A 23682-nucleotide genomic window follows, 5' to 3' on the forward strand; every position below is an offset into this window, starting at 1 on the left:
ACGCCAGTATCATTACGTAACTCAACACTAATATTATCAGGTCTAATGCCATCTTGATCATTAGCATCATCCCAAACCTTAGTAACATTGATTGAAATACGTTTGTAAACAGTCACATTTGCAGTATCGTTAGTTTCGTTGGTCTCATTTGATCTAGCAGTAACATTATTTACCAAAGTACCGTTAGTTAAAGTTCTGAACCAAACAGTGAAAGTAGCATTTGCACCTTTAGCAAGAGTGCCGTAAGTGAAAACATAACTATTTCCAACTCTAGTCCAACCTTTATCCTCAGAATAACCAACAAAAGTAAACTCATTTCCATCAAAGATGTCAGAAACATTCACAATATGTAAATCACAGTCACCAGTGTTGAATACAGTAATATTGAACGCAACAGTATCATTAATATGGACATCATCTGTAATATTTAAACTTACTTTCTCAACAGTCATATTAGGACTGTAAACAGTAACATTAGCTGTATCATTAGTATCATTGGTCTCATTGGACCTGGCAGTGACATTGTTTACCAAAGTACCATTGGTTTTAGCCTTAAACCATATAGTGAAAGTAGAACTTTCTCCAACATGTAATGTAGGATATGACTCTTTCATCACTCTCTTGACAGTTACATTATCAGCACTTTCGTCACCATTTTTAATGTCATAATCAACACTAGGACTCATATTAGTTAAAGTACCATTGACTAACATTTTGAATTTAAGTGGAATTTTTAAAATTTCATTAGAATTCATAGTCAAATTCACAAAAATCTTATCATCCATTTTTACAACAATATTGTCATCAATAGAACCAACATATTCCAATTCTGTTGAATTATAAACATCAATAAGAGTAATGTTTTCAATGGTGCACCCACCGCGATTATAAATAGTGATTTCATAAACAATAATATCGCCAGCACCTAATGTAGCATTGTAAATGAAAGTGTTATTGTTCTTAATCCAAGTTATATTATTGGAATGAACAATATACTCCAATTCAGTTGAATTAAATAACTCATCAACAGTCACATTATAAAGATTGCAGTCACCAGTATTGTTAACTGTAATATTAAACGCAACTGTATCATTAACAATGATAAAATCAGTGCCATTCAATGAAACTTTCTCAACAGTCATATTAGGACTGTAAACAGTAACATTAGCTGTATCATTAGTATCATTGGTCTCATTGGACCTAGCAGTAACATTATTTGGTAAAGTACCATTAGTTAAAGTCATGAACCAAACAGTGAAAGTAGTATTCTCACCTTTAGCAAGAGTACCATAAGTGAAAACAAAACTTTCTCCAACTCTGGTCCAACCTTTATCCTCAGAATAACCAACAAAAGTAAAGTCACCAGCACTAAACACATCAGTAACATTCACATTATGCAAATCACAGCCACCAGTATTGAATACAGTAATATTAAACGCAACAGTATCATTAACAATTACAAAATCAGTACCATTCAATGAAACTTTCTCAACAGTCATGTTAGGACTTAAATCTCCTATTACCTCGAAATTGGTATAGTTGAAAATTTCAGTATAATAAGTACTTTCTTTGTAGAACGCGGAAACTGTGTAGTTTCCAGGATCTAAAGTGCCTTTAATCTTAGTGAGCGGTAAGTCAATAGTTCCATAGATATCTGTCTTTTCGATAGCATAATATTTCCTTTGTTTGCCATTGTCCTCGAAAATGTATTCACCAGTAGTTTCATTATAATAAAACTCTGTAACTTTACCGTCAGGTAAATTGAATGTATATTTGTTGTTGGTTTTATTGTGTAAAACTACTGTTATCTTACCAGATTCGTTAAATGTGTATTGATCTACTTCAGGATTTACAGATTCATAGTCACATGTTGTTATTTTACCGGAATTATTGCAGACATATTTACCAGTATCATCATCAAATGTATATGTACTGTTTTTACCGCATTGAGTTACATTAATTTCGTTACCCTGATTTTGGATTTCATAAAGCGGATGAACAATATAAGTAAATCTATTAATTTCTTCACCTTCTCCAACATATTCATATTCTCCAGTCTCATCATTATAAACGAAACTTCCGTTTCCGTTGTAGAGAACTAAAGTAATAACCTGATTGTTTTCGAAATCATAAAGATATATATCATCAGCATCCGGACTGTCAACAGGAGTAACGTATCTATCTTTTGGGGTTGTTTTATTGATTACTTGTCCATCGACAGTATAAAATGGATAAGTAATATTTTTTACTTGAACATCGCTTTCACCATTCGCATTATGAATAGCATTTGCGATATTGTCCCCTCCTTGATGACTAACACTGATTGTAATATCATCGGTTCGATTGAATCGTGTGTTAGGCTTAGGAGTTAAATTTAATTGATAAGACCATGCTTGGTTATCAAAGAAATTAGAGTCATGGACTCTTAGTGTTGAATCTTCCACATATATTGCTGAACCGTTAGTTGCGGTATTGTTATAGAAATTAGCTTCAAGATCCACACCCTCGGATCCAGATATGTGGAAAGCACCGCCCAGACCATATCCATCATCAATATTGCCTGTAGCATGGTTATCAATAAATGTTGAGTTTTTGACTATTAGATTTGTAGCCCAATCGACATCGGCAAATCCTCCGTTTTGGGCCGTGTTGTTATTACCGATAATATCCTCTAGATATGTGTTTTCACCATCAACATATAATGCTCCACCGGACCAGTAAGCAGTATTGTCTGAAAAGGTGTTATGGGTGAAATTGGTATTTTCACCGTCTGCATATACTGCTCCACCCATACTGCTTGCATGATTTGATGAAATATTATTGTTGGTAAATAGTGTATTGGATCCGTCAATCACGATTCCTCCACCGAAAACACCTTTATTGTCGGTTACATTATTGTCTGAAAATTCATAGCCATCTCCGGAAACATAAATTCCACCACCCATATTACCTTCATTGGAATCAATGGTGTTGTTTTGGAATTTACCTTCATGACCGGAAACATAAATCGCACCACCACCTAAGAATGCTTCATTATCTGTAAAATTGGAATTTTTAACAATTACGTTATCTCCTTGAACATTTAATGAACCACCGTAATAATCGGCAGTGTTGTTTGCGGATGTGATGTTGTCAAAATAGGCAGAATTTCCGTAGACATATATTGCACCACCTTCCTCGGCAGTGTTATTTGTAAGGATTACATCTTCAACATGACAATTGTCACCCTCGACATAAAATCCTCCACCGCTTGTAGTAGCGCTGTTATTGTCTAAAGTACAATTTCGAACAGTAGTGTCATTACCTTTAATATAGGATGAACCACCTATGTTTGCAGTGTTATTTGATGAAGTAATATTTTCAAATAAAGCCCCATTTGCAATAAGGAAAATTGCTCCACCTTCTGTTCCTGCATCATTATTGGAAACAACAGTATTTTTAAACTCACTAGGTGTAGATGTAGTATTGATGAAGAATCCACCACCTTCATGTATAGCGCTGTTATTCTCAATAATACAATTATCTACATTAGTTGTACCAATAATGTATAAGTCGATTGCTCCACCTCTATCAGCAGTGTTATTATAACATTCACAATCTATTATGTCAACATGATTAATCTTATACATGTGAAGAGCACCACCTTGCGCTCTCTCATCATCACGATTTCCTTTTGCGGTATTGTTTACGAATGTTGTATTTACATATTTTAAATCAGGTGTACTGCCCTGATTTAAATCTATTGTAACGTCAATAGCACCACCATTACCCTCGAAAGCAGTGTTTAAATAGAAATCAGAATCATAAGTGTTTACTCTTCCCCTTAATGCACCACCATATGAACCTTGGTTCCTTTCAAAGGTGGAATTTCTAATTGTGGTTTCTCCCCTACAGGACCAGATTGCTCCACCACCATTAGAAACCTCACTAGGATTATTGTAAATACTTTTCGCTACGTTGTCTTTGAATATGGAATTTTCAACTTCCATACTTTCAGTATATTCCATTCTGATTGCCCCACCACCAGTATTAGCAGTATTTGAGGTGAAATTGGAATTTTGCACGGTTATATCTTCACAATCATTGGCGATGAAAATTGCTCCACCACCTTGACCGTCACCGACACCTAATGCATTGTTTTTAGTGAAATCACATGAATCTACATTAAAATTATAGCAGTAATCATTAACATAAATTGCTCCACCATCGATTGATGCATTATTATTAGTGAAATTTGAGTTAGATATGGTCGCATCATCGTGATAAATACTTATCGCACCACCAGAAGTAGAAGCAGTGTTGTCTTCAAATTCACAACCGTCCACGGTTAATCCCGGCCTACCGGCATATATTGCACCACCAATAGCACCGTGATTGTCTATGAATGTACAATCTATTACTTTCGTATTTGAAGCCTCCTCATCGGAATAAATTGCTCCACCATACTGTTCTGCATTGTTGTTATTGAAAATACAATTTTCAACAGTGGCGTCAGGACCTGACAAATAGACTGCACCACCAAATCCGCCCCATCTTCCGCGATTGTCTGAAAAATTACAGTTTTCAATCTTGAGATTTGAAGCAGATGTTGTTGCTCTCACAGCTCCGCCGTATTGATTTTCACAGTTTTCAAATTCACAATTTGTTATTGTACAATCTGAAGCGTCAACCGCTACAGCGGAACCTGGACCGTTTCCACCATTGGAATTTATAATTTTAATATTTGTTAAAGTAACGCCAGAAGCCTGGATGTTGAATACTTTAGCATGATTAGCATCAATAGTAGAAACACCGTTAGGATTGGAACTGGATCCACCACTTATGATTATATTAGGAACATTGACATTGATAATTTCATTTCCATTCCATTCCGTCCAACCAGATGAGATATCCTGATTTCCCAAATAAAGTGTATCCCCAGGTTGAAGAACACCATTATTAAAGATAGTTTGAATATCCTGAACTGTTGAGCCGGATAAATCATAAGTTGCAGACAATACTTCTGCGTCATTGCTGACGCCTAATGAACTATCATCCACAGATTCGGATATTGGAACCGATAATGAACCACCATCCGACGTGCTTATTATCGTCTCATTTATTGAATTATCATTTGCTGCGCTTGCAGCCCCCATAAAAGATACGAACAAGAATAATATCAAAATAATTAATATCGAATTAATTATTTTTCGCTTGATATAATCTCCTCCTATTCGATACAATTTTTTACTTACACATATAATAAACAAAGTTTATCATACCGATCCGGATAAAAAAATCCGGATAATGTAAAAAAATATTCAATCTTTTTTGAATTTATTAAAAATAATAACAATCTCTTTTATATTGTTAAGGATTGATTAAAGTTTTTTGAACAAAATAACTTGTTCCATCTAATAAAAATCAAGATTAGAATATTATCTTACATCTTTACATTAACTGCAATGATATATAAACCTTACAAAATCAGTTCACAAGCCAACAATTTCATTGAAAAAAAAGCATTATTCCAATGATTTTAAAAAACTGAAAACCGATTTAATCCATGATAAAATGATATGATAAGGCAAATATTCAAAACGAATAAAAAAACACCAAAAACAAATGATAGATATTACAAGATATTGTAGACAAAATAATTGGCTGATTTCAACAATAAATTCAATGTTTAAACCAGTTTCCGCACTTGATTTCATAAAAACAATTTAAAAACAATTTAAGTGACAATACCCCTTTTACATTTACAGATTTCAATAGTCCAATATTGTATTTAATCTGCATGAACAATACAAAAAGAAAAAAATGGAATTGCAAAAGAGCACCCATTTCCTATCCAAATTAGGAAAAATCACGAAAATAAGCCGATTTGAAATCGGCAAAATACAGGCAAAAAAACCTTTTTTGGATAAAATTATTCCTTGTAAATCATAATCATGAAAGTAGAATAAATGAAAATCATTCATCAATGACTATCATTTTTTCCATGATTTCAATTATGTGCAGATTCAATGGATTTTCCAAAGACAGATAAACCTCATTGCATCTGGATGAGCCGAACTCGGCAAAGTAGGGGGTCTGGCCGCATCCGCCTTCAACGGTTGCACCGAATGTAGCTTCACCATCTCTGACTCTCACTCCAAAGTCGGCAAACTCGAACTCCAAAACGTTTTCCAGATCATCGGTCCTGAAAGTCTCCCTGATGTTGGCATATTCAAGCTCAAAAACCGCTTCATCACCAGAATTCACACAGCTTGCAAACACCAGCCTAATGTATATTCCATCTTCTGAAGTTTTCCTGTCTAAAAATTCGAAAAATTCGTCGCTCATCTCATCGAAAGAATACTTTTCATCGGCCATGCCTGCATATGTCGGCATGTAGTCATTGGATGAAAGCTCATCCACATAGAAATGGAAGTCTTTGTTGCCGCTGACGGACCTTTCGACAGTCTCTTTTACGTTTACATTGATTTTTCTTGTTATTTCCATATATGATTCCTCTAAGTGATGGTTAAATCTTGATGTGATAGACATTCCAATAGAAGTTCCTTATGTATACCATCGGATTGCCGGTTTCCAGATAGCTAAATGCAGCGAACACCAATGCATGAAGCATGATCATAATTAGCAGAGCCACTGCAATATATTCGAAAATGAATATGATGTCCCAATAATCAATCATCCAACCCTTCCAATGATACCTGCAGCCGTGAAATGGAGAATAAGTGGTGAACAAATAGTAAAACGGCCGCCATTAAGTTTATGTTAAAATTAAAAGAAAACTACACTTTATGCAATATAGGCTTGTGGTGTAAGTATAAAATCCTTGAAAAATCTAAAGCCCTAATCTAATATGATGGTGTGGTTATCAATCAACTTTGAAATGTATTATAAATTAAGTTTGAGGTTGTATAAAAAGATTTTCATTAGGAAATATTGCCCTTATCGCGTTAACCATAAATGTTAGAAGTTAAAATAATTATTGTTTTCATAATAATTGCATAACCTGCATAAAAAACAAGAAGTTTCAAATGAGAACAGTTTTTCAAAGTGAAAGCAATATTAAAAATAAAAATGTTTATTATACGGGTGTAAAAAATTGATTGAAAAAATAAAAAAGAATCTTAACCAGTTAAGAACAAGTTAATTCTGCGTTTTCTATTTATTCATCCCATTTTATGACCAAAAACATCAAAAAACGGGATGCATGGCAATCATAAGATATGCTATTGACTACCAGCCACATATTACTTTAAAGGAGTCTCAGGCTCAAGTCAAACAACAAATTACCTTCATTGCCAATTAAGCCATAGCTGATCACTTCACTATATATCTAAAGTAACCAATTCACCTTTGGCCAATAATAACATCAAACTTCAGTCAAAGAATCAAACCACATTGTAATTCTAATAATTCAATATTGCCTCTTAAGGTCCATTTTGCTACATTAAATAAACCTTTAAAGATTTAGGCAATCGCCAAACATCCAGCATCACTTGGACAATATGGAATCAAGGATTATCCAAGCAAATAAATTACCGGCTTGAACTTCACTCCGCTACAGATCAACCAATAGACAAATCGAATCTGATCGGCAGCAGCAGCGTTATTGAATCGAACATTAGACTTCTCAGTGTCATGAATGCTGGAATCGCAATTGCAATATTCATAATTTTTGCCCCTATCAAGATAATGTAACCAAAACAAGAGAAAACAGGAAGTCGACATTTCCGAAATCCCCCATTTCACCACTTTATCAAAACTACCCTTCTGATGGAGCCGCAGCAATAACTTTAAATCCAGCTGGCAAGTATCTTACCGCAACATCACCCGCAGCGCATGGACAATAAATTAAATGAATCAATTCCATTCAATCAAATCACCAATAGCTAAATTGGATGCATTAACGATTGCTGATTGCAAAGTCACAAATAGGATTTTCATCAGTAGTTCTGTTGGTTTCGTGAAGTCAATTTACAACTAAGATATTAGTTAAGTGCCTAAAAGTCCTGTTTAAGTAACCGATAGGGAAAAGGCCGTGAATTAGATTAAAATCATCAATTCAGAAGTGGCCTTCAAGTTACATATCAACACGACATTTTGGCAATATAACGCATTATTAGTGAATTAATTGTGAAATCGACAGCACTCTTAACATAAGCCGGTTGATTAGGATTTCTAACTAGTGTTTAACGGCAACAGCCCATTACCTCTTTTACAGCAATATCCTCAAGGCAAGTTACATTAGCGATTTTTTGCCCAAGTTTCATCGCTAAAGAACAACCTTAATTGCAGATGCAAAAAGTCAAAGGCATTTGATTTGGACAATCAAATAACCATTTGCAACCATCTGCACTGCAACCAAATAAGAGAATTTGCCGGAACGAATAATTTTTCCGAAATCAATAGCATTTGAGGGCCCAATCTCAATAGATTGAAATCGAAAACTTTTCGTTCACGCAAAAGAATCGTTAACTGCTTTGTTAATATTGATTAAGAAACTAACCAAACGTTAAGCATTACTGTTTTTTTCACAATGACACCTGCAGCGTTATTCTAAGCCCTATTTACTAAAGTTGTATGTCATTAGTGACTCATAACAGTCACCAGCAGCAACATGAGAAATAACCAACCATAGAAGAAATAGCATAACCTTAACCACATCCAACAACATTCAATTTCAACATCAAAAGAGACATCGACAGCCATATTGATGGAACGACAGTGCACCGACGAATACTCTCACCAACTGTTTTGCCAATAGTCAAGTCAACTATCGAAAAAACATCATCCGTGAGTGTTATCAATTACAGAATCACTACCCCCTCTCAGCAATTGTAACTTTGCCAATAATATGCATAACCTAAGGCTTATGCAATCTCAAAACCGTTCCTGTGGCAAATGACTGAAAGAATGTTTCCAATCATCGCCATTATTTAAAGCAGCATCAGGCATAATACACGCAATCAGCGAACAATAAAACAGCAATATCGGAAGGTCTGACACCATCTTGGTCACTGGCTTCATCCCAAACTACAGCAAAGCTACAGATAATGCCTGGAAAATGAGCACTATAATCATGAGCCATTACAATTTTGAGCAACTGCAACGTTGCAATTAATAAAAGCATCTTCGAACACACGTCAAGCATAGGTTACTGAAAAAATAGTGCATCGCTTAAAAAAGCAATGTCAAAAGGTTGATGCCATCTTGGTCTTTGGCATCATCCCAAACACAGTAACAACATCTTGGGTAATGTTGGAATGAGCGTTACCTATCACAAAACTGCCCTTGCCCTCACATCATGAACATCCTGATTAGAGACATCTCTTCACCGAAGGCATATGATATATCAGAACGTTCTTATGCAGCAATTGCTGAAAGCTCTTTTTCCAATAATTACTATAATATTAGCTGCATCAGCACATACAAGCCATCAGACAACAGTACAACAGCAATATTGAAAAGTTTGATGCTTTATTTGGCCATTTGCATCATAAGACTTTTAGTAACATTTACCTCACTCAATATAGGAATATGAGTGTATCAGCTAAAGTTAAATTAACTGAAATGAAATTTTGACCTATAATCAATACGTGTAACGTCAATCTCTGCCATACCCCTTTTCAGGAGCGTTCTCTCAGATATGAATATATATCGAAGGCACTCCTCCAATGTGAAATGAACATTAGAGAACACAGCCGTAGTTACAGCCTAATCGCAGACACTAATTGGTCGGGATTAGTAAAACTATTTTTTTACAGACATCATTTCTCCCATGCAATACAATCTTTTACTTACCCATATGATAAATCAAATTTATCATACTCCCGGAAATAAATCCGGAAATGAAAAAAACCCAAATACCAAAAGATTGAATGATGTAAAATATTTTATACAAAATTGAATCATGATATTAAGATTTCTTCATTTAAAAGTTTAAAATAAGATAAATATAAAATTAACTAAAATGCCCTATTCATTATTATTAATGAAAAATTTTTTAAAAAAAAAGTAAAAATTTTGAAGAGAATCTATAATTCTCCCCTTTCACGTCTTTCATCCAATAGCTTAAGGCCTATTTCGCCAAACTTGTATTTTTGTATCTTTCCACTTGTTGTAAGAGGGAACTCATCGACAAAGAACACATATTTAGGCACCTTGAATCTTGCAATGGAACCTATGCAGAAATCACGGATGTCCTCTTCGGTTACATCGTCAAATCCTTCATTCTTGATGATGAACGCCCCGACGATTTCACCGTACTTCTCATCTGGAATTCCTGCAACCTGGACGTCCTGAACGCATTCATGGGTAAAGAGGTACTCTTCTATCTCACGAGGGTAGATGTTTTCACCGCCTCTGATGATCATGTCCTTGATACGGCCGACAATGGAGTAGTATCCATCTTCGTCAACGGTAGCCAAATCGCCGGAGTGAAGCCATCCGTCAGGCTCGATTGTCTCGGCGGTCTTTTCAGGCATGTTGTAGTATCCCTTCATTACGTTGAATCCGCGGCACATTATCTCTCCTGTTTCGCCAGGACCCAATTCCTCGCCGGTTTCAGGGTCTATAATCTTGACTTCGATATTAGGGAACTTGCGGCCGACTGTATTGATCTTTTTCTCGAATGAATCTGCGGCATTTGTCTGTGTAAAACCAGGGCCCGCTTCGGTAAGGCCGTATACGCTAGTAATCTCCTTCATGTTCATCTTTTCGATTGCATCCTTCATGGTCTCGACCGGACAGGTTGATCCTGCCATGATTCCTGTTCTTAGGGAGGACATGTCAAACATCTCAAACATAGGATGGTTCATCATTCCGATGAACATTGTCGGAACTCCGTAGATTGATGTGCATTTCTCCTTCTGGATTGATGAAATGGCTAAAAGAGGATCATATTCCTCCAGAACGACCATTGTTGAGCCGTGGGTAATCACTGCCATTACGCCTAAAACTGTTCCGAAACAGTGAAAGAGAGGCACCTGCAACAAAAGCCTGTCCTTTTCTGTGTAGTTCATGTTTTCCCCAATGTAATATCCGTCATTTAAAATGTTACGGGATGTAAGCATTACTCCTTTCGGGAAACCTTCAGTTCCTGAGGTATACTGCATATTGATTACGTCATATTGACTAACTGCATCCTTTACCTTTTGAAATTCATCATCGTCATAGTTCATGCCCAAAAGCAGCAGTTCGTTTGTGTTATACATTCCGCGGTGCTTTTCCTGGCCTACATGGAAAATGAACTTTAAATAAGGAAACTTCTCGGTAACCAAATGGCCTCTTGCACATGTCTTGAGTTCAGGCACAAGCTCGTTGATAATATCGAAATAGCTTGTATCCCTGAATCCGTCGGTCATGGCCAATGCCTTCATTTCGGACTGGCCTAGAACATACTCAAGTTCATGAGCCTGATAAGCGGTGTTGACTGTTACGATTGTTGCACCTATCCTTGCGGTTGCAAACATGTAGGTCAGCCATTCCGGAACGTTTTTGGCCCAGATTCCTACACGGTCGCCCTTTTCAATGCCGATAGCCAGCATTCCCTTTGCCAGATTGTCGACTCTTTCATTAAATTCCTTATATGTAAATCTTAAATTCCTGTCCGGATAAACTATAAATTCATGATCTGGCTGTTTTTCAACCATTTTTTCAAAAAATTTCCCTATCGGGAGTTCTGTAAATAATTCACTCATTGGAAAGCCTCCATTCCTTTAACTTCAAAATTTCTAATGCCGATAAAACGTTTGCGCAAACCCAACAGCAAGCATCGCAAATCCAAACCAAGAGTGAACAATCCAAATATGTAACTGCCGATATTCTGTTGGTATTTTGTCATTTCAAACATCTTATCAAATCCTCAATCATCATCTAATATGGAGTGTATAGCACTGCAAGTATCTTTGCCTTGTCTTCACCGCTTGCGTGAAGGTGGTGAGGCACTACTGAATCATAGAATATTGTATCTCCTTTTCCAATTGTGTATGTCTCATTACCATAAATAACTTCGATTTCGCCTTCCAGAACATATATGAACTCTTCGCCTTCGTGAGATGAAAGTTCCTTTTCGCCTGCCTCATATTCGATGTCGATTATGAACGGGTCGATGTTCCTGTCGATTTTGCCCGCTCCTAATGAGTGGAATTCCAGATTGGTTGCATTAGTCACATCTTCCCTTCCTGAGAAGTACAGTGAGTTTTCGGTCTTTCCGCCTCTGGTGACGACCGGTCCGAGTTCAGGTGTATCGTCGAGGAATGTTCCTAAGCGCACTCCAAGCGCCCTTGCCATTTTGGTCAGTGGTGTAAGTGAAGGGATAACCTCTCCGTTTTCCATTGCCTGGAGGACTTCAAGCTTAACGCCGCTTCTCTCTGAAAGCTCTTCGATTGTCATGTTCTGTCTATCTCTAATGTCTTTGATTTTCTTTGCAAAGTCTTCGTTTGTCATATATTTTCACTCTTTTGGATTTTTACTTAAAAGATTTAAGTATTTATAGATATCTTTAAGAAGATATATAAAAGTATCCCAAAATTGAACAGATATTTAATTTCAGCTTGGAAATCCTAAAAAAAGTAGTTGTTGATTCAAATTATCTTTCCAGCAATTCGTCGATTTTCTCATTCAGCTTCCTGTTCTCTTCGCGTGATGCTGCAAGCTCATGCCTGACTGCTTCCAGTTCGCCATCGATCCTGTCAATTTTCTCATGAAGCAGCGCCACATTCTCCTCCACATCGGTGTCGATGTTTATGACCTTATCGGTGAAGTATGAAGATATTGCACCTGTCAGTGTGGAGAATATGAAAACCCCCAGGATAAGCAGTATCAGGGAAACGGCTTTGGCCAGCAAAGAATTCGGAGTAACGTCACCATATCCCACTGTTGTCAGTGTACTCATCACAAACCACAGGCTGTCGACCATATCCAGTGTCGGGTCCATGAAATAGATGACAAATGTAAAGACGATTACTATGAAAAGAATCCACCACAGCAGAATGTCGACCTTGGTATTTTCAAAGAATTGGAATAGGATATTGAAGTGCTTTTTAACGAAGTCGGAAACTCTGAACAGCTTTACAAGTATCAGAAAGCGAAAGGCGATAGCTGGAAATGGAAATATCAGTTCCAAAGGCAGTATTCCAATGAAATACAGAATATTATCCCTTAAAAATTGCCTTTTACCATCTTCATTATTCAATTTGAAGAAAAAGTCAAACAGGAGAACGACACATAAAAGAACATCAAAGACAATAACGTAATTAGAAATTCCGCCTGAATCCCTGAACAGGAACAGGTATAGAATCATCAAACAGTCAATGATGATCAGGATATTTATTCCCTTGAAAAGATAATCCCTGTATGTCATGCCTTCACCCATATTTATAATATTAAATATCAAAGTATATAATATTTTTTTATTGGATAAAAATTGCTTTGATTACATTGAATTTAGCCCATATTGGATTATATAGCTTAAAACCAACAAAAAATACATATATTTTAATAACAAACTAATTATTGTAAAGATTAAGCCAATATCTTTACAGTCATGAGAAAAAATAAACTATGTTGCCGATGAGAATTTCCCGGAATTTGGCGTTAAGGTCAGAAGTCTGGCCTTAACAAAAAAATAATATATTAAAAATTATCAAATATCAATCAAGGTGAAAACTTGAAAAGGAAAACAAAAGTCATTCTCATTGTAATCTTTTTGTTGATTCTCGGCGCACTGATTTATTACGATAACGAACAGATTGAAAACTCACCATATCGTGTGCTTGGAAATACAAGCTTGGGCACAGTGGAAAAAATCGTATATGGAAATGAAAGCGCAAACCATACCATCGCATTGATTACAGGAATACATCCAAGAGAAAAGCTCGCAATAAACCCTGAAATCAAAGCGGCAAAGGAATTTGCCAACAAAAGCGATGACGTTAAGATTATACACTATCAGGTCAATGTGACAAAAGACCCTAAAAATTACAAGAAGGGACGCGCTAACGGCGAAAGCCTCGTCCATGACTTCGTCAACCCCGATGTTACAAAATCAGATGCCGACTGTGTAATAATCAGCCATTCACATGTCGACTGGTATGGGGAAGGATTTTATCTTGCAACCCCTGAAATGGACAAGGCATCAGTCAAGATAGCTAAAAAAATAAATAAGACCAGTGATTTCGGATATTATCCGAGAACAGGAAACGAAACATACAAATCAACATCAGCCGTTTTGGTTTCAAAGCCGATAGCAAAAGCGGGATACCCTACCTTCGTATATGAAATTCCGGAAAACATTACCAAGAAGAATTCTACCGACATGACAAAGGAACTGTTCGGACTGATGGTCAAATACACATAGGTGGCAAAATGAAGCTAGAGGAATATCTGAAATATGTAAACAGCGGGAAAAGAATTGTTGCAAATTCCCCGCAACACCTATTAATGCATGAAATGCTTCAGGAGGCATTGAAGGTTACACACAAAATCAACAGCGAATATCACACTTCCGAAGAGATTCAGGAACTGTTTGCTGAATTGACCGGACAGCCCATCAACAGGACTTTAGGCCTGATACCGCCATTCAACACCGACTTCGGCAAGAATATCCATATCGGCGAAAATGTCTTCATAAATTCAGGCTGCAAGATGCAGGACCAGGGAGGAATCTACATTGGAGATGATGTCCTGATAGGCCATAATGCATGCCTTCTAACCCTAAACCATGCCCAAGAACCTGAAAACAGGGCCGACATGTATCCGGCACCCATCTATATTGGCGACAAGGCCTGGCTTGGCTCAAATGTTACCGTGCTTCCTGGAGTCACCATAGGCGAAGGTGCCATTGTTGCGGCCGGTGCGGTAGTCACAAGGTATGTTGAAGCGAATACCGTTGTCGGCGGCATTCCCGCAAGGTTCATCAAAAAGGTTTGCGAATGATTGCCATCCCACAACCATCATTTAGTTAAATTACCTATTGATTAAAACATAGCTTGGTAAAATCATTCAAGATTCTAATAGCTAATTTTAAAATAAGTGATCTTGAAGAACAATTCTGCAAAAAGCAATCTTGAAATCTATATCATCCAACCGAATAAGGCAAAATTTTTAAATTTTGAATAAAAATATATACCAAATGGAACATAAATTAAATTAATTTGAAAAGGGACTGTTATTTATGTTAAGTATTAACCAATGTTATTTAGATTTTGTAGATAAAATCCTAAAGCAAGGAAAAGAAACCTATAAAGACTCAAATCATCATTTAGTTGAAAGTTTAGGTAATTTTTACATAATTGATGATCCGATGGACTTGAAATTCAGAGCAAAATATCAAAACTACACCACACAGATGATGCTTGCAGATATTAAATCCGGAAAATATGACCTTGACGGATGCCCTATCAAAAGCGATGCATTATACGAATACGTAAGGTCTGCAGAAGACCCGGACATCATCGAAAACACCCAAGGATTCGTATACACATATCCAAACCGCATCTTTGCACACTTTGACGTGGACCAGTTTGAAACCATGAAGAAAAGAATTCTTAATGCAACCGGATCCAACAGGGCGGTGGCAGTAACAATCAACCCTGTGGAAGATGCTGAAGAAGAGGACATCCCATGCCTTCAGTTCCTGCAGTGTTTAGTCAGGGACAATGAGCTGACAATCCATTGTATCTTCAGAAGCAATGATATTTTCGGCGCATTTTACTCAAATATGTATTTCATCGCTTATCTTGGATTGAAAATGAAAGAGGAAGTCAACAAAGAGATTATGGGTGAAAAATTAAACTTTGGTGGAGTTCACTATCACTCAACTTCCGGACACATCTATAATACTGATTTAAAAGCAGCCCGCAAATTAATTAAAGCGAACAAATAAGGTTTTTTAACCTTATTTTTTAATTGTTATCTTATTGCTTATTTTGGCCTTGCCGTAGCTGGTGGTTATGGCATATTTGCCCACCTTATATTTTTTGGTTATCTTACTGTTTATCTTCAAAGTGGCCTTTCCATACTTGTTGGTCTTTATCTTATAGGTCTTGCCCTTGAACTTGAAGGTGAGCTTCTTGTATTTTACTATTTTTCCTTTCGAATTCAAGAGCTTGGCTGTGAACTTGATGGTTTTGCCCTTCTTGACCGCAATGTTCTTGGTAATAATGGTAGGCTTTACCGTAATCCTGTTCGATACCTTGAATCCGTTGTAGGTTGCAGTAATCTTATATGTCTTAGGCTGCAGGCTGATTTTCAGATATGCATACCCGTTTTCATTTGTGTATCTGTGGTATATCTTTCCATTTACACTAAACTCAACCTTTAGATTCTTTTTAACGTTTCCGTTATCGTCAACGACCTTGACCTTATATGATGATCCGGCACCGAAATACATTGTCAAGTCAGTGTTTTTAGTAATCCTTGCAACAACCTTGATGCTTTGTGAGGCAGTCTCATTGGTCTTTGGATTGGAAATTGTAATATTATATGTTCCGGGATTCAGACCGATGTTATAATTGAGCTTTCCATATGAATCTGTTGATACTGTATCTATCAGCCCGCCTATTATGACATCGAATTCTGTGTTTTTCAGCAGCTTTCCATTGCTGTCATATAGGGTTATAGGATATTTTGAATTAAATGTATATTTTGTTATGCTTGGAAGGATTACAGTCGGTTTGACGGTAATCGATTTGGTTGCATTATATTTGGAATAGCTGAATGTGTTGTTGAAGCTTACAACAACCTTATAAGTACCCACATTTAGGTCTAGACTGATTGAGGCAATTCCATTCTTATTTGTAGCCGCAACATACTCCTTATTATTTACCTTGAATTTCAGTTGTTTGCCTTTGACCGGATTTGAATCGCTGTCAAGTAAAGTGACGCTATATTTAACGGTTTTTCCATAATAACCGACAAGGTCATCAGCCTTGATTGAAACAGTTTTTGCTTTTACACTGATCTTTGAGTTGGAACTCTTAAATCCTGCAGCGGTAAATGTGGCATTGACCACCTTGCTTTTTGAATTTGAAAGCAGATAATTGAATTTTGCAACCCCGTCCTTTACATTTACGGCATAGCTCTTGCCGTCTACAGTGAAAGTGACTTTGCCTGATTTGACGATGCCTCCATACTGATTTGAAACTGTTGCAGTAATCTCAACCGGATTGGCCTCATTTGTAACTTTTAGATTGACGCTTGTGCCGACCGCTTTCAATACTGTGAATGCCTTGATGCAGGCAACCTGTGAGTAATATTTGTGGGATGTGAAGTTCCAGGTCAATTCAAACAGGTCAACCCACTTCTTGCCGTCATAGCTTATATAGGATATTCCTTCACGGTAAAGCATCCTATTGAGTGAAATGTCTTCTGAAATAGGAACTCCTGCATTGCCGTCTACCGTAATTTTGAAGACAATGTCAAACGAATCACCTGCCTTAAGTGAAATCAGCTTATCCAGTTCGATTGTCGAATAGCTTGCAGGAGATTTGCCAGACTGGGTCAATTTAAGGACCTTGTTGACATAAATCGAGAGATCCCAGGAGGTTTCCTTTTCGAAATATGTTGATACTGCAGCCAAATACTCCTTGCTGCTTGCCTTGAATGAGTTCTTATACCAGACGCTGCTTGAGGAGTTCAGGAAGTAATCGGTTTTTCCCTGAATGTCATACTGATAGCTCTTGTCAAATCTGAAGGTGTCATTCAATACAAATACGTAAGTGGCTTCAGGCTTGTTGATTGGAGCCAATTTTACATCATAATATGAGACATAGAAATATCCCTTATCTCCTGATGATGTGCCCCAGCTGTTCTTGATTATCCAGGCCCCGTTTCCTTTAGGGGTTTTTCCGAAATTGTATTTTGAGTAGTTGTCATCCCATCCGACTATGCATACTGCATGATTTGCGGATGAATCGCCATCATAATAATAGTTCTTGGTATTCTTAATGTATGAGGAACTCCAGTAGACGCTTGTTGAAACAGCACCATAATCCATAATTGCCCTTTTTATAGCATCATTATCGGTATAGGAAGTTCTCTTCAAATATAGAACGTCCTGAATGTGGATAAAACTATCAAATACTGAGGATAATGAGGAAAAACCATTATATTTATCATCGCTTTCATTAATAGGGCCCAGCCATGATGTCAGATATCCGATAGCCATCTTGTCATAGCCCCCATCATTAGTGGCCATGTTCCAGCCATAATCGGAATAAAGTGACATTACATTTTTCATGTTCCCCTCGGAGAGGTCATATGACTTTCCGGTTGCCTTCAATATGCAGGATTCCAGGCTGGCCAATGCGGCAAAAGCCCAGCAATTGCCGCCCTTTCCCTGATTTTTAACAGAGGTTACCTGATTTAAAGACCTCAAATCATATTTTGTTGGCAGTTTTCCATCATATGAATCCTTATACTTAATCATAATGTAATCATTATTTCCTATTTCCAAACTAGGCAAATTGCATTCGTATACGCTGTTTTTGACTGCCGCAGTATTCTTGGAAAATGTATTGTTGAATTTTGCATTTAAAACAGAGACTGGAGCCAACTCCTCGGAGATTATGGAATATACAGCTCCAGCAGTGCCTGAAGCGGTGTTCTTTGTGAACTTATTATTGGTTGGCTTGAAACTGGAAAGCTCGTCAACGAACAACGCCCCTCCATCTCTAGCGGAATTGGATGTGAATGTTGAGCTGGCCAAATTGCAGCTTCCATACATTTGGTAAATTGCTCCGCCGCTGTATTTTGCCCTATTCTTGTTTCCTGTAAAATTAGTCAATTTTAAATCAGAGCTCAATGATGCAATCGCACCGCCAAAGGTAGCATTGCAGCTGCTGATTTCCATATTGGTTGCAGTCAGTATTGAATCAACGATGTAAAATGCTCCGCCTGCATCATTCAATGAAAAATCATTTATGAATCTTGATTTCTTAACAGTGATGCTTACGAAATTCTTTGCTGTGACTGCGCCTCCGTAATAGGTGGCCTGATTGTTTTTAAACAGCGAGTTTTTAATGATTAGGGCACCGCCGTTCATATAGATTGCCCCGCCATATGAAGCGCGATTGTTCGAAAATGTGCAGTTATTCAAACTGATGGTCGCCCCTTCACTGCTGGAATAGATTGCACCTCCATTTGTAGTGGATGAAGATGAATCAAAAACAGTGTTTGTGGCTGTAATGTTGCCGCTGGTTGTTATTGGAACACTGCTAACGGCGATGTTTTTTAGGGACAATGAAGTTGATGCAGAAACTGTACCGCTCTTTAAAAATGTATCCGAAGCGCCGTTACCTGATATGGTCAAATTATTGCCCTCGATTTTGCCTAGAATATGGTTTCCGGCATTATAGTTAATGATTGAATTTGTTGCGGTGAGCTTTCCCTTATTGACAATCGTAACATTTTTAAGGGAAATGTCTATAAGAGTCAATGAACTTGAAACTGTAATTTTGCCGTTGTTTAAAGTGGTTTTTGAAGAGCCCTGGCCAATTATTTTCAGATTATTGCAGTTAACGTCACCCCCCAAACTATATTTGCCGCTTGATAGGTGAACGATTGAATTATTGTCTTCTATCCTATCGGGAGTTAATTTCTTGTAGGGATTCTCTTTTGACCCGTTTCCAGCATCATTTTCAATATTTGCATCAAAATAATAATCTCCGTCGCCTAAAGCATTATCATCAAAGGAATCGGCAATCGGAATGTCTGTCTGATTGTCATCCGCAAAGGCTGTCGGGACAATAAGCAACAGGCACAGCAATATTGAAAACAATGAAATAAATTTTATGTTATTCAAGTTATTTCCTCCACATTACCACTTTGAACATCAAAAATTGGTAAAATATATAGATTATTGATATTTATTACTCTCATTATATAAATATTCATATAAAAAAAGGCGTTATCACAAATTAAAAAAAGAGAAAAGATTAATTAATAAAGTTAAATTGCTCTTCATTAATTAACATATAATTTATTAAATTCTCAGAATCCAAATCTTCATTATTTAAGCAAACGGCTGAGATTTGAGAGTTGTTATATGTCCTGTAATACAATACACCTTCATTAGTGTTATAACAGGAAGTGTATATTGTATATTCATACAAATCAGGATCGTCTATAAATGTACATCCATTTTGTTGTTCCACAGAACCTAAAATATGGAAAAACTGGCTGACGCTGCTTGCTTCATCACTAGCTGAAAAGGAATTTGCGCGAGTAAAAGCGACTTTTGCAAATCTTGAAGCGGAAGATAAATCCCCTGGAAGACCTAAACCACCCATTCCTCTTGAATATTCGTCCAAATCAATATCTCCACCGAATGTGTTTTCAGGATTTTTATTTGAGATGTTTCTGTAATTGTTTAAATAGAATAATTGTTTATCGAAAGGTGGATTGTTTGTTAGGACTCCAACAGGATTGTCATAAATTTTAAGTCCGTCCTCCAATGGTTCGACAATTATGGATTTGCCGCTGTTATCTGAAATCATCCAATGAAGAGGAGATAAAGGAAGCTCTTCAGCGAAGTTGATATTAACAAGATTGATTTCAGCCAACAATTCACGTGCCTCATCCAGATTGGATGCCTTTCCAAGCAGATATGGAATTAACTCAAAAGGAGCTATATTAACCATATCCTCTTCAAATTCCCTGTAAACAGCATTACCTGCAAAGTTAAGACCGGCAATAGCCAAACCTTTTTCATTGCATGCATCGTAATATAAAGGATATGCGTCTATGCCTGCCGCAATTCCAATGATTGCATAATGCACTTTAATGTCATCGATTTTTCTAAATTTGAATTCATAATTTCTAGGAGTTATTGTAACTCTTTCCTTATATGAAATTTCATAGTCAAAGTTACGGCCGAAATAATGGTTTTCGGTTATGTAATTACTTGCAGTACACATTTTTATCACCTCAAATATAATTTGAATAATTTAATGCCCTTGATTTAATATCACTAAATTTATCTTCAACCAACAGTTCCCCATCCTTAAATACTGTGCGAAGGCAATCCTCACCATCCTCATCAATAAGGATTGTTTTGAAGGAATTATTTTCATTGATAAGCTTGAATCTTCCGGTTTTTGATTTTTTGCTTGAATCAAGAGGATTCTTGAATATGTCATGCCATTCGCCGTTTCTCAATTGGGCTGAACATTTGAAGGCATTTCTCTGGGTATCGCGGTTTACTGTGGAATGCAGTCCTCCGCCCATACCGAAGATTATGTTTTCGGCAGCCCATCCATTGGATTTCATGGCAAAGAGTATGTCACGAATTTTCTGGTAGTCCAAGCCGTCTCCCCACAGAAGGCCGATATTGGAGTCGAATACCCTGTATCCCTTATCGGTCTGATATGATCCGAATCCCTCCTCCAGCATATTCAAACAGTCAATGGTTGTTGAAACAGGCTCACCGCTGTCCGGCCTGAACACCACCTTGTTTCCCTCAATCTTAAGGAAGTCGTTGATTGCCCTGTTCAGGTCTGAACCTTTGATTGTGGCTTCGGTTAGGAAGTTCCTATAATTGTAGGAATCGATTACAATGGACAATATTCCATTTTTGGCTTTGTCTATGACATTCAAAATCTGGTCCATCTCACCTTCAGGACCAAGTGAAGTCATTACGCTGTGTTCTGTTGCCTGGACTGAAAAGCCATAGAGATTAGGGTCATTGTAATAGTTTTCAGGAACTGTCAGGGCAGGAATTGTATCGGTACCTGAAAAGCTTAACAGATGGGCTGATCCTGCCAGCATTGATGATTCTGTTGATGTTGCCCCACGATATCCGAAATCATGAAGCATGAAATCCCGATTGTCCTTTGAAGATCCTGTCACTTCAAGATAGAAGTTAGAAAGCTTTCTGACTTCTGCTGAGAGTGTTGCAACGGTTGACGGATACCATACCTGAAGCAAAAGGGATTCCAAGTAGTTCACTAACCAGAATGATTTTTTGTCAGTATTTTCAACTGTCATCAATACGTTGCTGACGTCTACAGGGGTCCCCTCGCTGACGGCCTTTATCTCGACCGGCAGTTTTCCGTCATGCTCATCCAATATATATTCCCAACCCTTACGATTGAAAATATCTTCGCCAATGTGAGCTGAAATCAGCCTGTCAGCCTCATCAATTTTTTCCTGTGTTACAACGGCCCCTTCCAGATATTTTTTAAGGATATACTGAAGTCCGTAAAAAACTGTTTTGTTGAACTCAGCACCGACCCTGCTTTCAAGGTATGAATATATCTTTTCAGTTCCTTTAGGGTAAAAGTAGTGATGAGTCACCTTGTAACTATCCGTTAAAAGACAAATATTGTTTTCAATCATAATATCACTTTTTTAAAGTAAATATTAGATTGTTATATCATATAAATGTTTTGAAAAAAAGAAAAAAAAGAAAAGAAACTAGATGTAACTAGTATCTTGTTTTCTGAAGTGTGCTTGCGGGTGGTCGCATAACGGACATACTTCAGGAGCATCGGTTCCATAATGGATGTATCCGCAGTTGTTGCATTTCCAAGCAATTTCTTCATCTTTCTTAAAGACCTTGCCTGCTTTGATTTTGTCAGATAATGCATTGTATCTGTCTTCGTGAGCCTTTTCGGTAGCTCCTGCTGCATCAAATAATGCTGCAATGTCATCAAATCCTTCTTCGCGTGCGGTTTCTGCGAATTCCTTATACATTGCGGTCCATTCTTCATGTTCTCCGGCTGCCGCATCTGCAAGGTTGGTTAAAGTGTCAGGCACTTTGCCTCCGTTGAGGAGTTTGAACCAGATTTTAGCATGTTCCTTTTCATTATCGGATGATTCCTGGAAAATGTCTTTGATTTCGACATAGCCATCTTTTTTAGCTTGAGATGCGTAGAATTCATATTTTACACGTGCTTGAGATTCGCCAGCAAGTGCTGCTTTTAAATTTTCTTCGGTTTTAGATCCTTTTAAATCTGCCATGTTATCATCTCCGTAGATTAGTAATTTAAAATAATGATATATAAATATTTGGTTACAAGTCAGTAACTATAAAAAAAATAAAAAAAAGAGAGCTTATTTAAAGTTGGTAGCTCTTTCTTCAAAGTGTGCTTTTGGAAGTCCGCATACAGGACATTTTTCAGGTGCGTTAGGACCTGAGAATACAAATCCACAGTTTTCACATTTCCATTCGATATCTGCGTCTTTGTTGAATACTGCATCGTTTTCAACGTTTGCAAGTAAGGTTCTGTATCTTTCTTCGTGCTCTTTTTCGATAGCTCCCACTTTTTCAAATAAGAAAGCGATTACAGGGAATCCTTCTTCTTTAGCGGTTTCTGCAAATTCTTTGTACATTGCAGTCCATTCTTCGTTTTCACCGTCAGCTGCTGCGTTGAGGTTAGCTATTGTGTCTGGAATGTCTTCATCATGCAAGAATTTGAACCAGATTTTAGCGTGTTCTCTTTCGTTTTTGGAAGTTTCCATGAAAATATCGTGGATTTGAACATAGCCTTCTTCTTTAGCCTTGGCTGCGAAGTATTGGTATTTGGTATGTGCTTGGGACTCGCCAGCAAATGCTGCTTTTAAATTTTCTTCAGTTTTTGTACCTTTTAAATCAGACATAATAACATCTCCAATACTAATAGTATAGGCTTCATCAAATAAAAAGTTTTTTAAAAAAAATTTTGAACAAAAAAAAGAAAAGAA

General features: G+C 37.1%; 18 protein-coding genes. 4 read left to right on the plus strand and 14 right to left on the minus strand.

Going from position 1 to position 23682, the window contains the following annotated elements:
- From ACJMLD_RS03270 to ACJMLD_RS03290, 5 genes are all read right to left on the minus strand, one after another.
- Nucleotides 1-5150 (minus strand): right-handed parallel beta-helix repeat-containing protein (locus tag ACJMLD_RS03270; protein ID WP_405267932.1); only part of this gene is annotated, 5150 nt, incomplete at its 3' end.
- An 805-nt stretch (nucleotides 5151-5955) separates the two neighbouring features.
- Complete coding sequence (locus ACJMLD_RS03275) at nucleotides 5956-6486, minus strand: hypothetical protein (protein ID WP_405267934.1); 531 nt, start codon at nucleotides 6484-6486, stop codon at nucleotides 5956-5958.
- Between the two features lie 22 nt (nucleotides 6487-6508).
- Nucleotides 6509-6679: a hypothetical protein gene (locus ACJMLD_RS03280; protein WP_405267936.1), complete on the minus strand. Its 171-nt coding sequence runs from the start codon at nucleotides 6677-6679 to the stop codon at nucleotides 6509-6511.
- Between the two features lie 1972 nt (nucleotides 6680-8651).
- The gene (locus ACJMLD_RS03285; RefSeq protein ID WP_405267937.1) at nucleotides 8652-8804 is read right to left on the minus strand and encodes a hypothetical protein; all 153 of its coding nucleotides are present in this window, start codon (nucleotides 8802-8804) and stop codon (nucleotides 8652-8654) included.
- A gap of 140 nt (nucleotides 8805-8944) precedes the next feature.
- A complete protein-coding gene (locus tag ACJMLD_RS03290; protein WP_405267939.1) occupies nucleotides 8945-9085 on the minus strand; it encodes a hypothetical protein in 141 nt (46 codons plus the stop codon).
- 216 nt (nucleotides 9086-9301) lie between these two features.
- On the opposite strand from ACJMLD_RS03290, the gene ACJMLD_RS03295 reads away from it, so the two are divergent.
- Entirely contained in the window at nucleotides 9302-9538 is a 237-nt protein-coding gene (locus ACJMLD_RS03295) for a hypothetical protein (RefSeq protein ID WP_405267941.1), read from the plus strand.
- Nucleotides 9539-10031: 493 nt separating this feature from the next.
- On the opposite strand, the gene ACJMLD_RS03300 is transcribed toward ACJMLD_RS03295, so the two are convergent.
- The 4 genes from ACJMLD_RS03300 to ACJMLD_RS03315 all read right to left on the minus strand — a co-directional run bounded on the left by ACJMLD_RS03300 (nucleotide 10032) and on the right by ACJMLD_RS03315 (nucleotide 13360).
- A complete protein-coding gene (locus ACJMLD_RS03300) occupies nucleotides 10032-11696 on the minus strand; it encodes an AMP-binding protein (protein ID WP_405267943.1) in 1665 nt (554 codons plus the stop codon).
- On the minus strand, nucleotides 11693-11848 hold the full coding sequence (locus tag ACJMLD_RS03305; protein ID WP_405267945.1) for a hypothetical protein: 156 nt from the start codon (nucleotides 11846-11848) through the stop codon (nucleotides 11693-11695). Before ACJMLD_RS03305 ends, ACJMLD_RS03300 begins: the two co-directional genes overlap by 4 nt.
- Nucleotides 11849-11871: 23 nt before the next feature.
- Nucleotides 11872-12444, minus strand: a complete 573-nt coding sequence (locus tag ACJMLD_RS03310) for a helix-turn-helix domain-containing protein (RefSeq protein WP_405267947.1) — start codon at nucleotides 12442-12444, stop codon at nucleotides 11872-11874.
- Between the two features lie 142 nt (nucleotides 12445-12586).
- On the minus strand, nucleotides 12587-13360 hold the full coding sequence (locus ACJMLD_RS03315; RefSeq protein WP_405267949.1) for an ion channel: 774 nt from the start codon (nucleotides 13358-13360) through the stop codon (nucleotides 12587-12589).
- 306 nt (nucleotides 13361-13666) lie between these two features.
- Here ACJMLD_RS03315 and ACJMLD_RS03320 point away from each other — a divergent pair, with 306 nt between their 5' ends.
- The 3 genes from ACJMLD_RS03320 to ACJMLD_RS03330 all read left to right on the plus strand — a co-directional run bounded on the left by ACJMLD_RS03320 (nucleotide 13667) and on the right by ACJMLD_RS03330 (nucleotide 15883).
- Complete coding sequence (locus ACJMLD_RS03320) at nucleotides 13667-14356, plus strand: hypothetical protein (protein ID WP_405267951.1); 690 nt, start codon at nucleotides 13667-13669, stop codon at nucleotides 14354-14356.
- Between the two features lie 8 nt (nucleotides 14357-14364).
- Entirely contained in the window at nucleotides 14365-14934 is a 570-nt protein-coding gene (locus ACJMLD_RS03325) for a DapH/DapD/GlmU-related protein (RefSeq protein WP_405267953.1), read from the plus strand.
- 238 nt (nucleotides 14935-15172) lie between these two features.
- Nucleotides 15173-15883, plus strand: a complete 711-nt coding sequence (locus tag ACJMLD_RS03330; protein WP_405267955.1) for a thymidylate synthase — start codon at nucleotides 15173-15175, stop codon at nucleotides 15881-15883.
- Between the two features lie 12 nt (nucleotides 15884-15895).
- Here the strand turns inward: ACJMLD_RS03330 and ACJMLD_RS03335 are convergent, their stop codons facing one another.
- The 5 genes from ACJMLD_RS03335 to rbr (ACJMLD_RS03355) form a co-directional block, all read right to left on the minus strand.
- Nucleotides 15896-19801 (minus strand): C1 family peptidase, encoded by a 3906-nt coding sequence (locus ACJMLD_RS03335; protein WP_405267957.1) that lies wholly within the window; start codon nucleotides 19799-19801, stop codon nucleotides 15896-15898.
- Between the two features lie 133 nt (nucleotides 19802-19934).
- On the minus strand, nucleotides 19935-20915 hold the full coding sequence (gene bsh / locus ACJMLD_RS03340; protein WP_405267959.1) for a choloylglycine hydrolase: 981 nt from the start codon (nucleotides 20913-20915) through the stop codon (nucleotides 19935-19937).
- Between the two features lie 10 nt (nucleotides 20916-20925).
- Nucleotides 20926-22335 (minus strand): nicotinate phosphoribosyltransferase, encoded by a 1410-nt coding sequence (locus ACJMLD_RS03345; protein ID WP_405267961.1) that lies wholly within the window; start codon nucleotides 22333-22335, stop codon nucleotides 20926-20928.
- 78 nt (nucleotides 22336-22413) lie between these two features.
- The gene (rbr, locus tag ACJMLD_RS03350) at nucleotides 22414-22959 is read right to left on the minus strand and encodes a rubrerythrin (protein WP_405267963.1); all 546 of its coding nucleotides are present in this window, start codon (nucleotides 22957-22959) and stop codon (nucleotides 22414-22416) included.
- A 93-nt stretch (nucleotides 22960-23052) separates the two neighbouring features.
- Nucleotides 23053-23598: a rubrerythrin gene (rbr, locus tag ACJMLD_RS03355; RefSeq protein WP_405267965.1), complete on the minus strand. Its 546-nt coding sequence runs from the start codon at nucleotides 23596-23598 to the stop codon at nucleotides 23053-23055.
- Nucleotides 23599-23682 lie beyond the last annotated feature (84 nt).

The sequence above is a fragment of the Methanobrevibacter sp. genome (assembly GCF_045112895.1).
Taxonomy (GTDB): Archaea; Methanobacteriota; Methanobacteria; order Methanobacteriales; family Methanobacteriaceae; genus Methanocatella.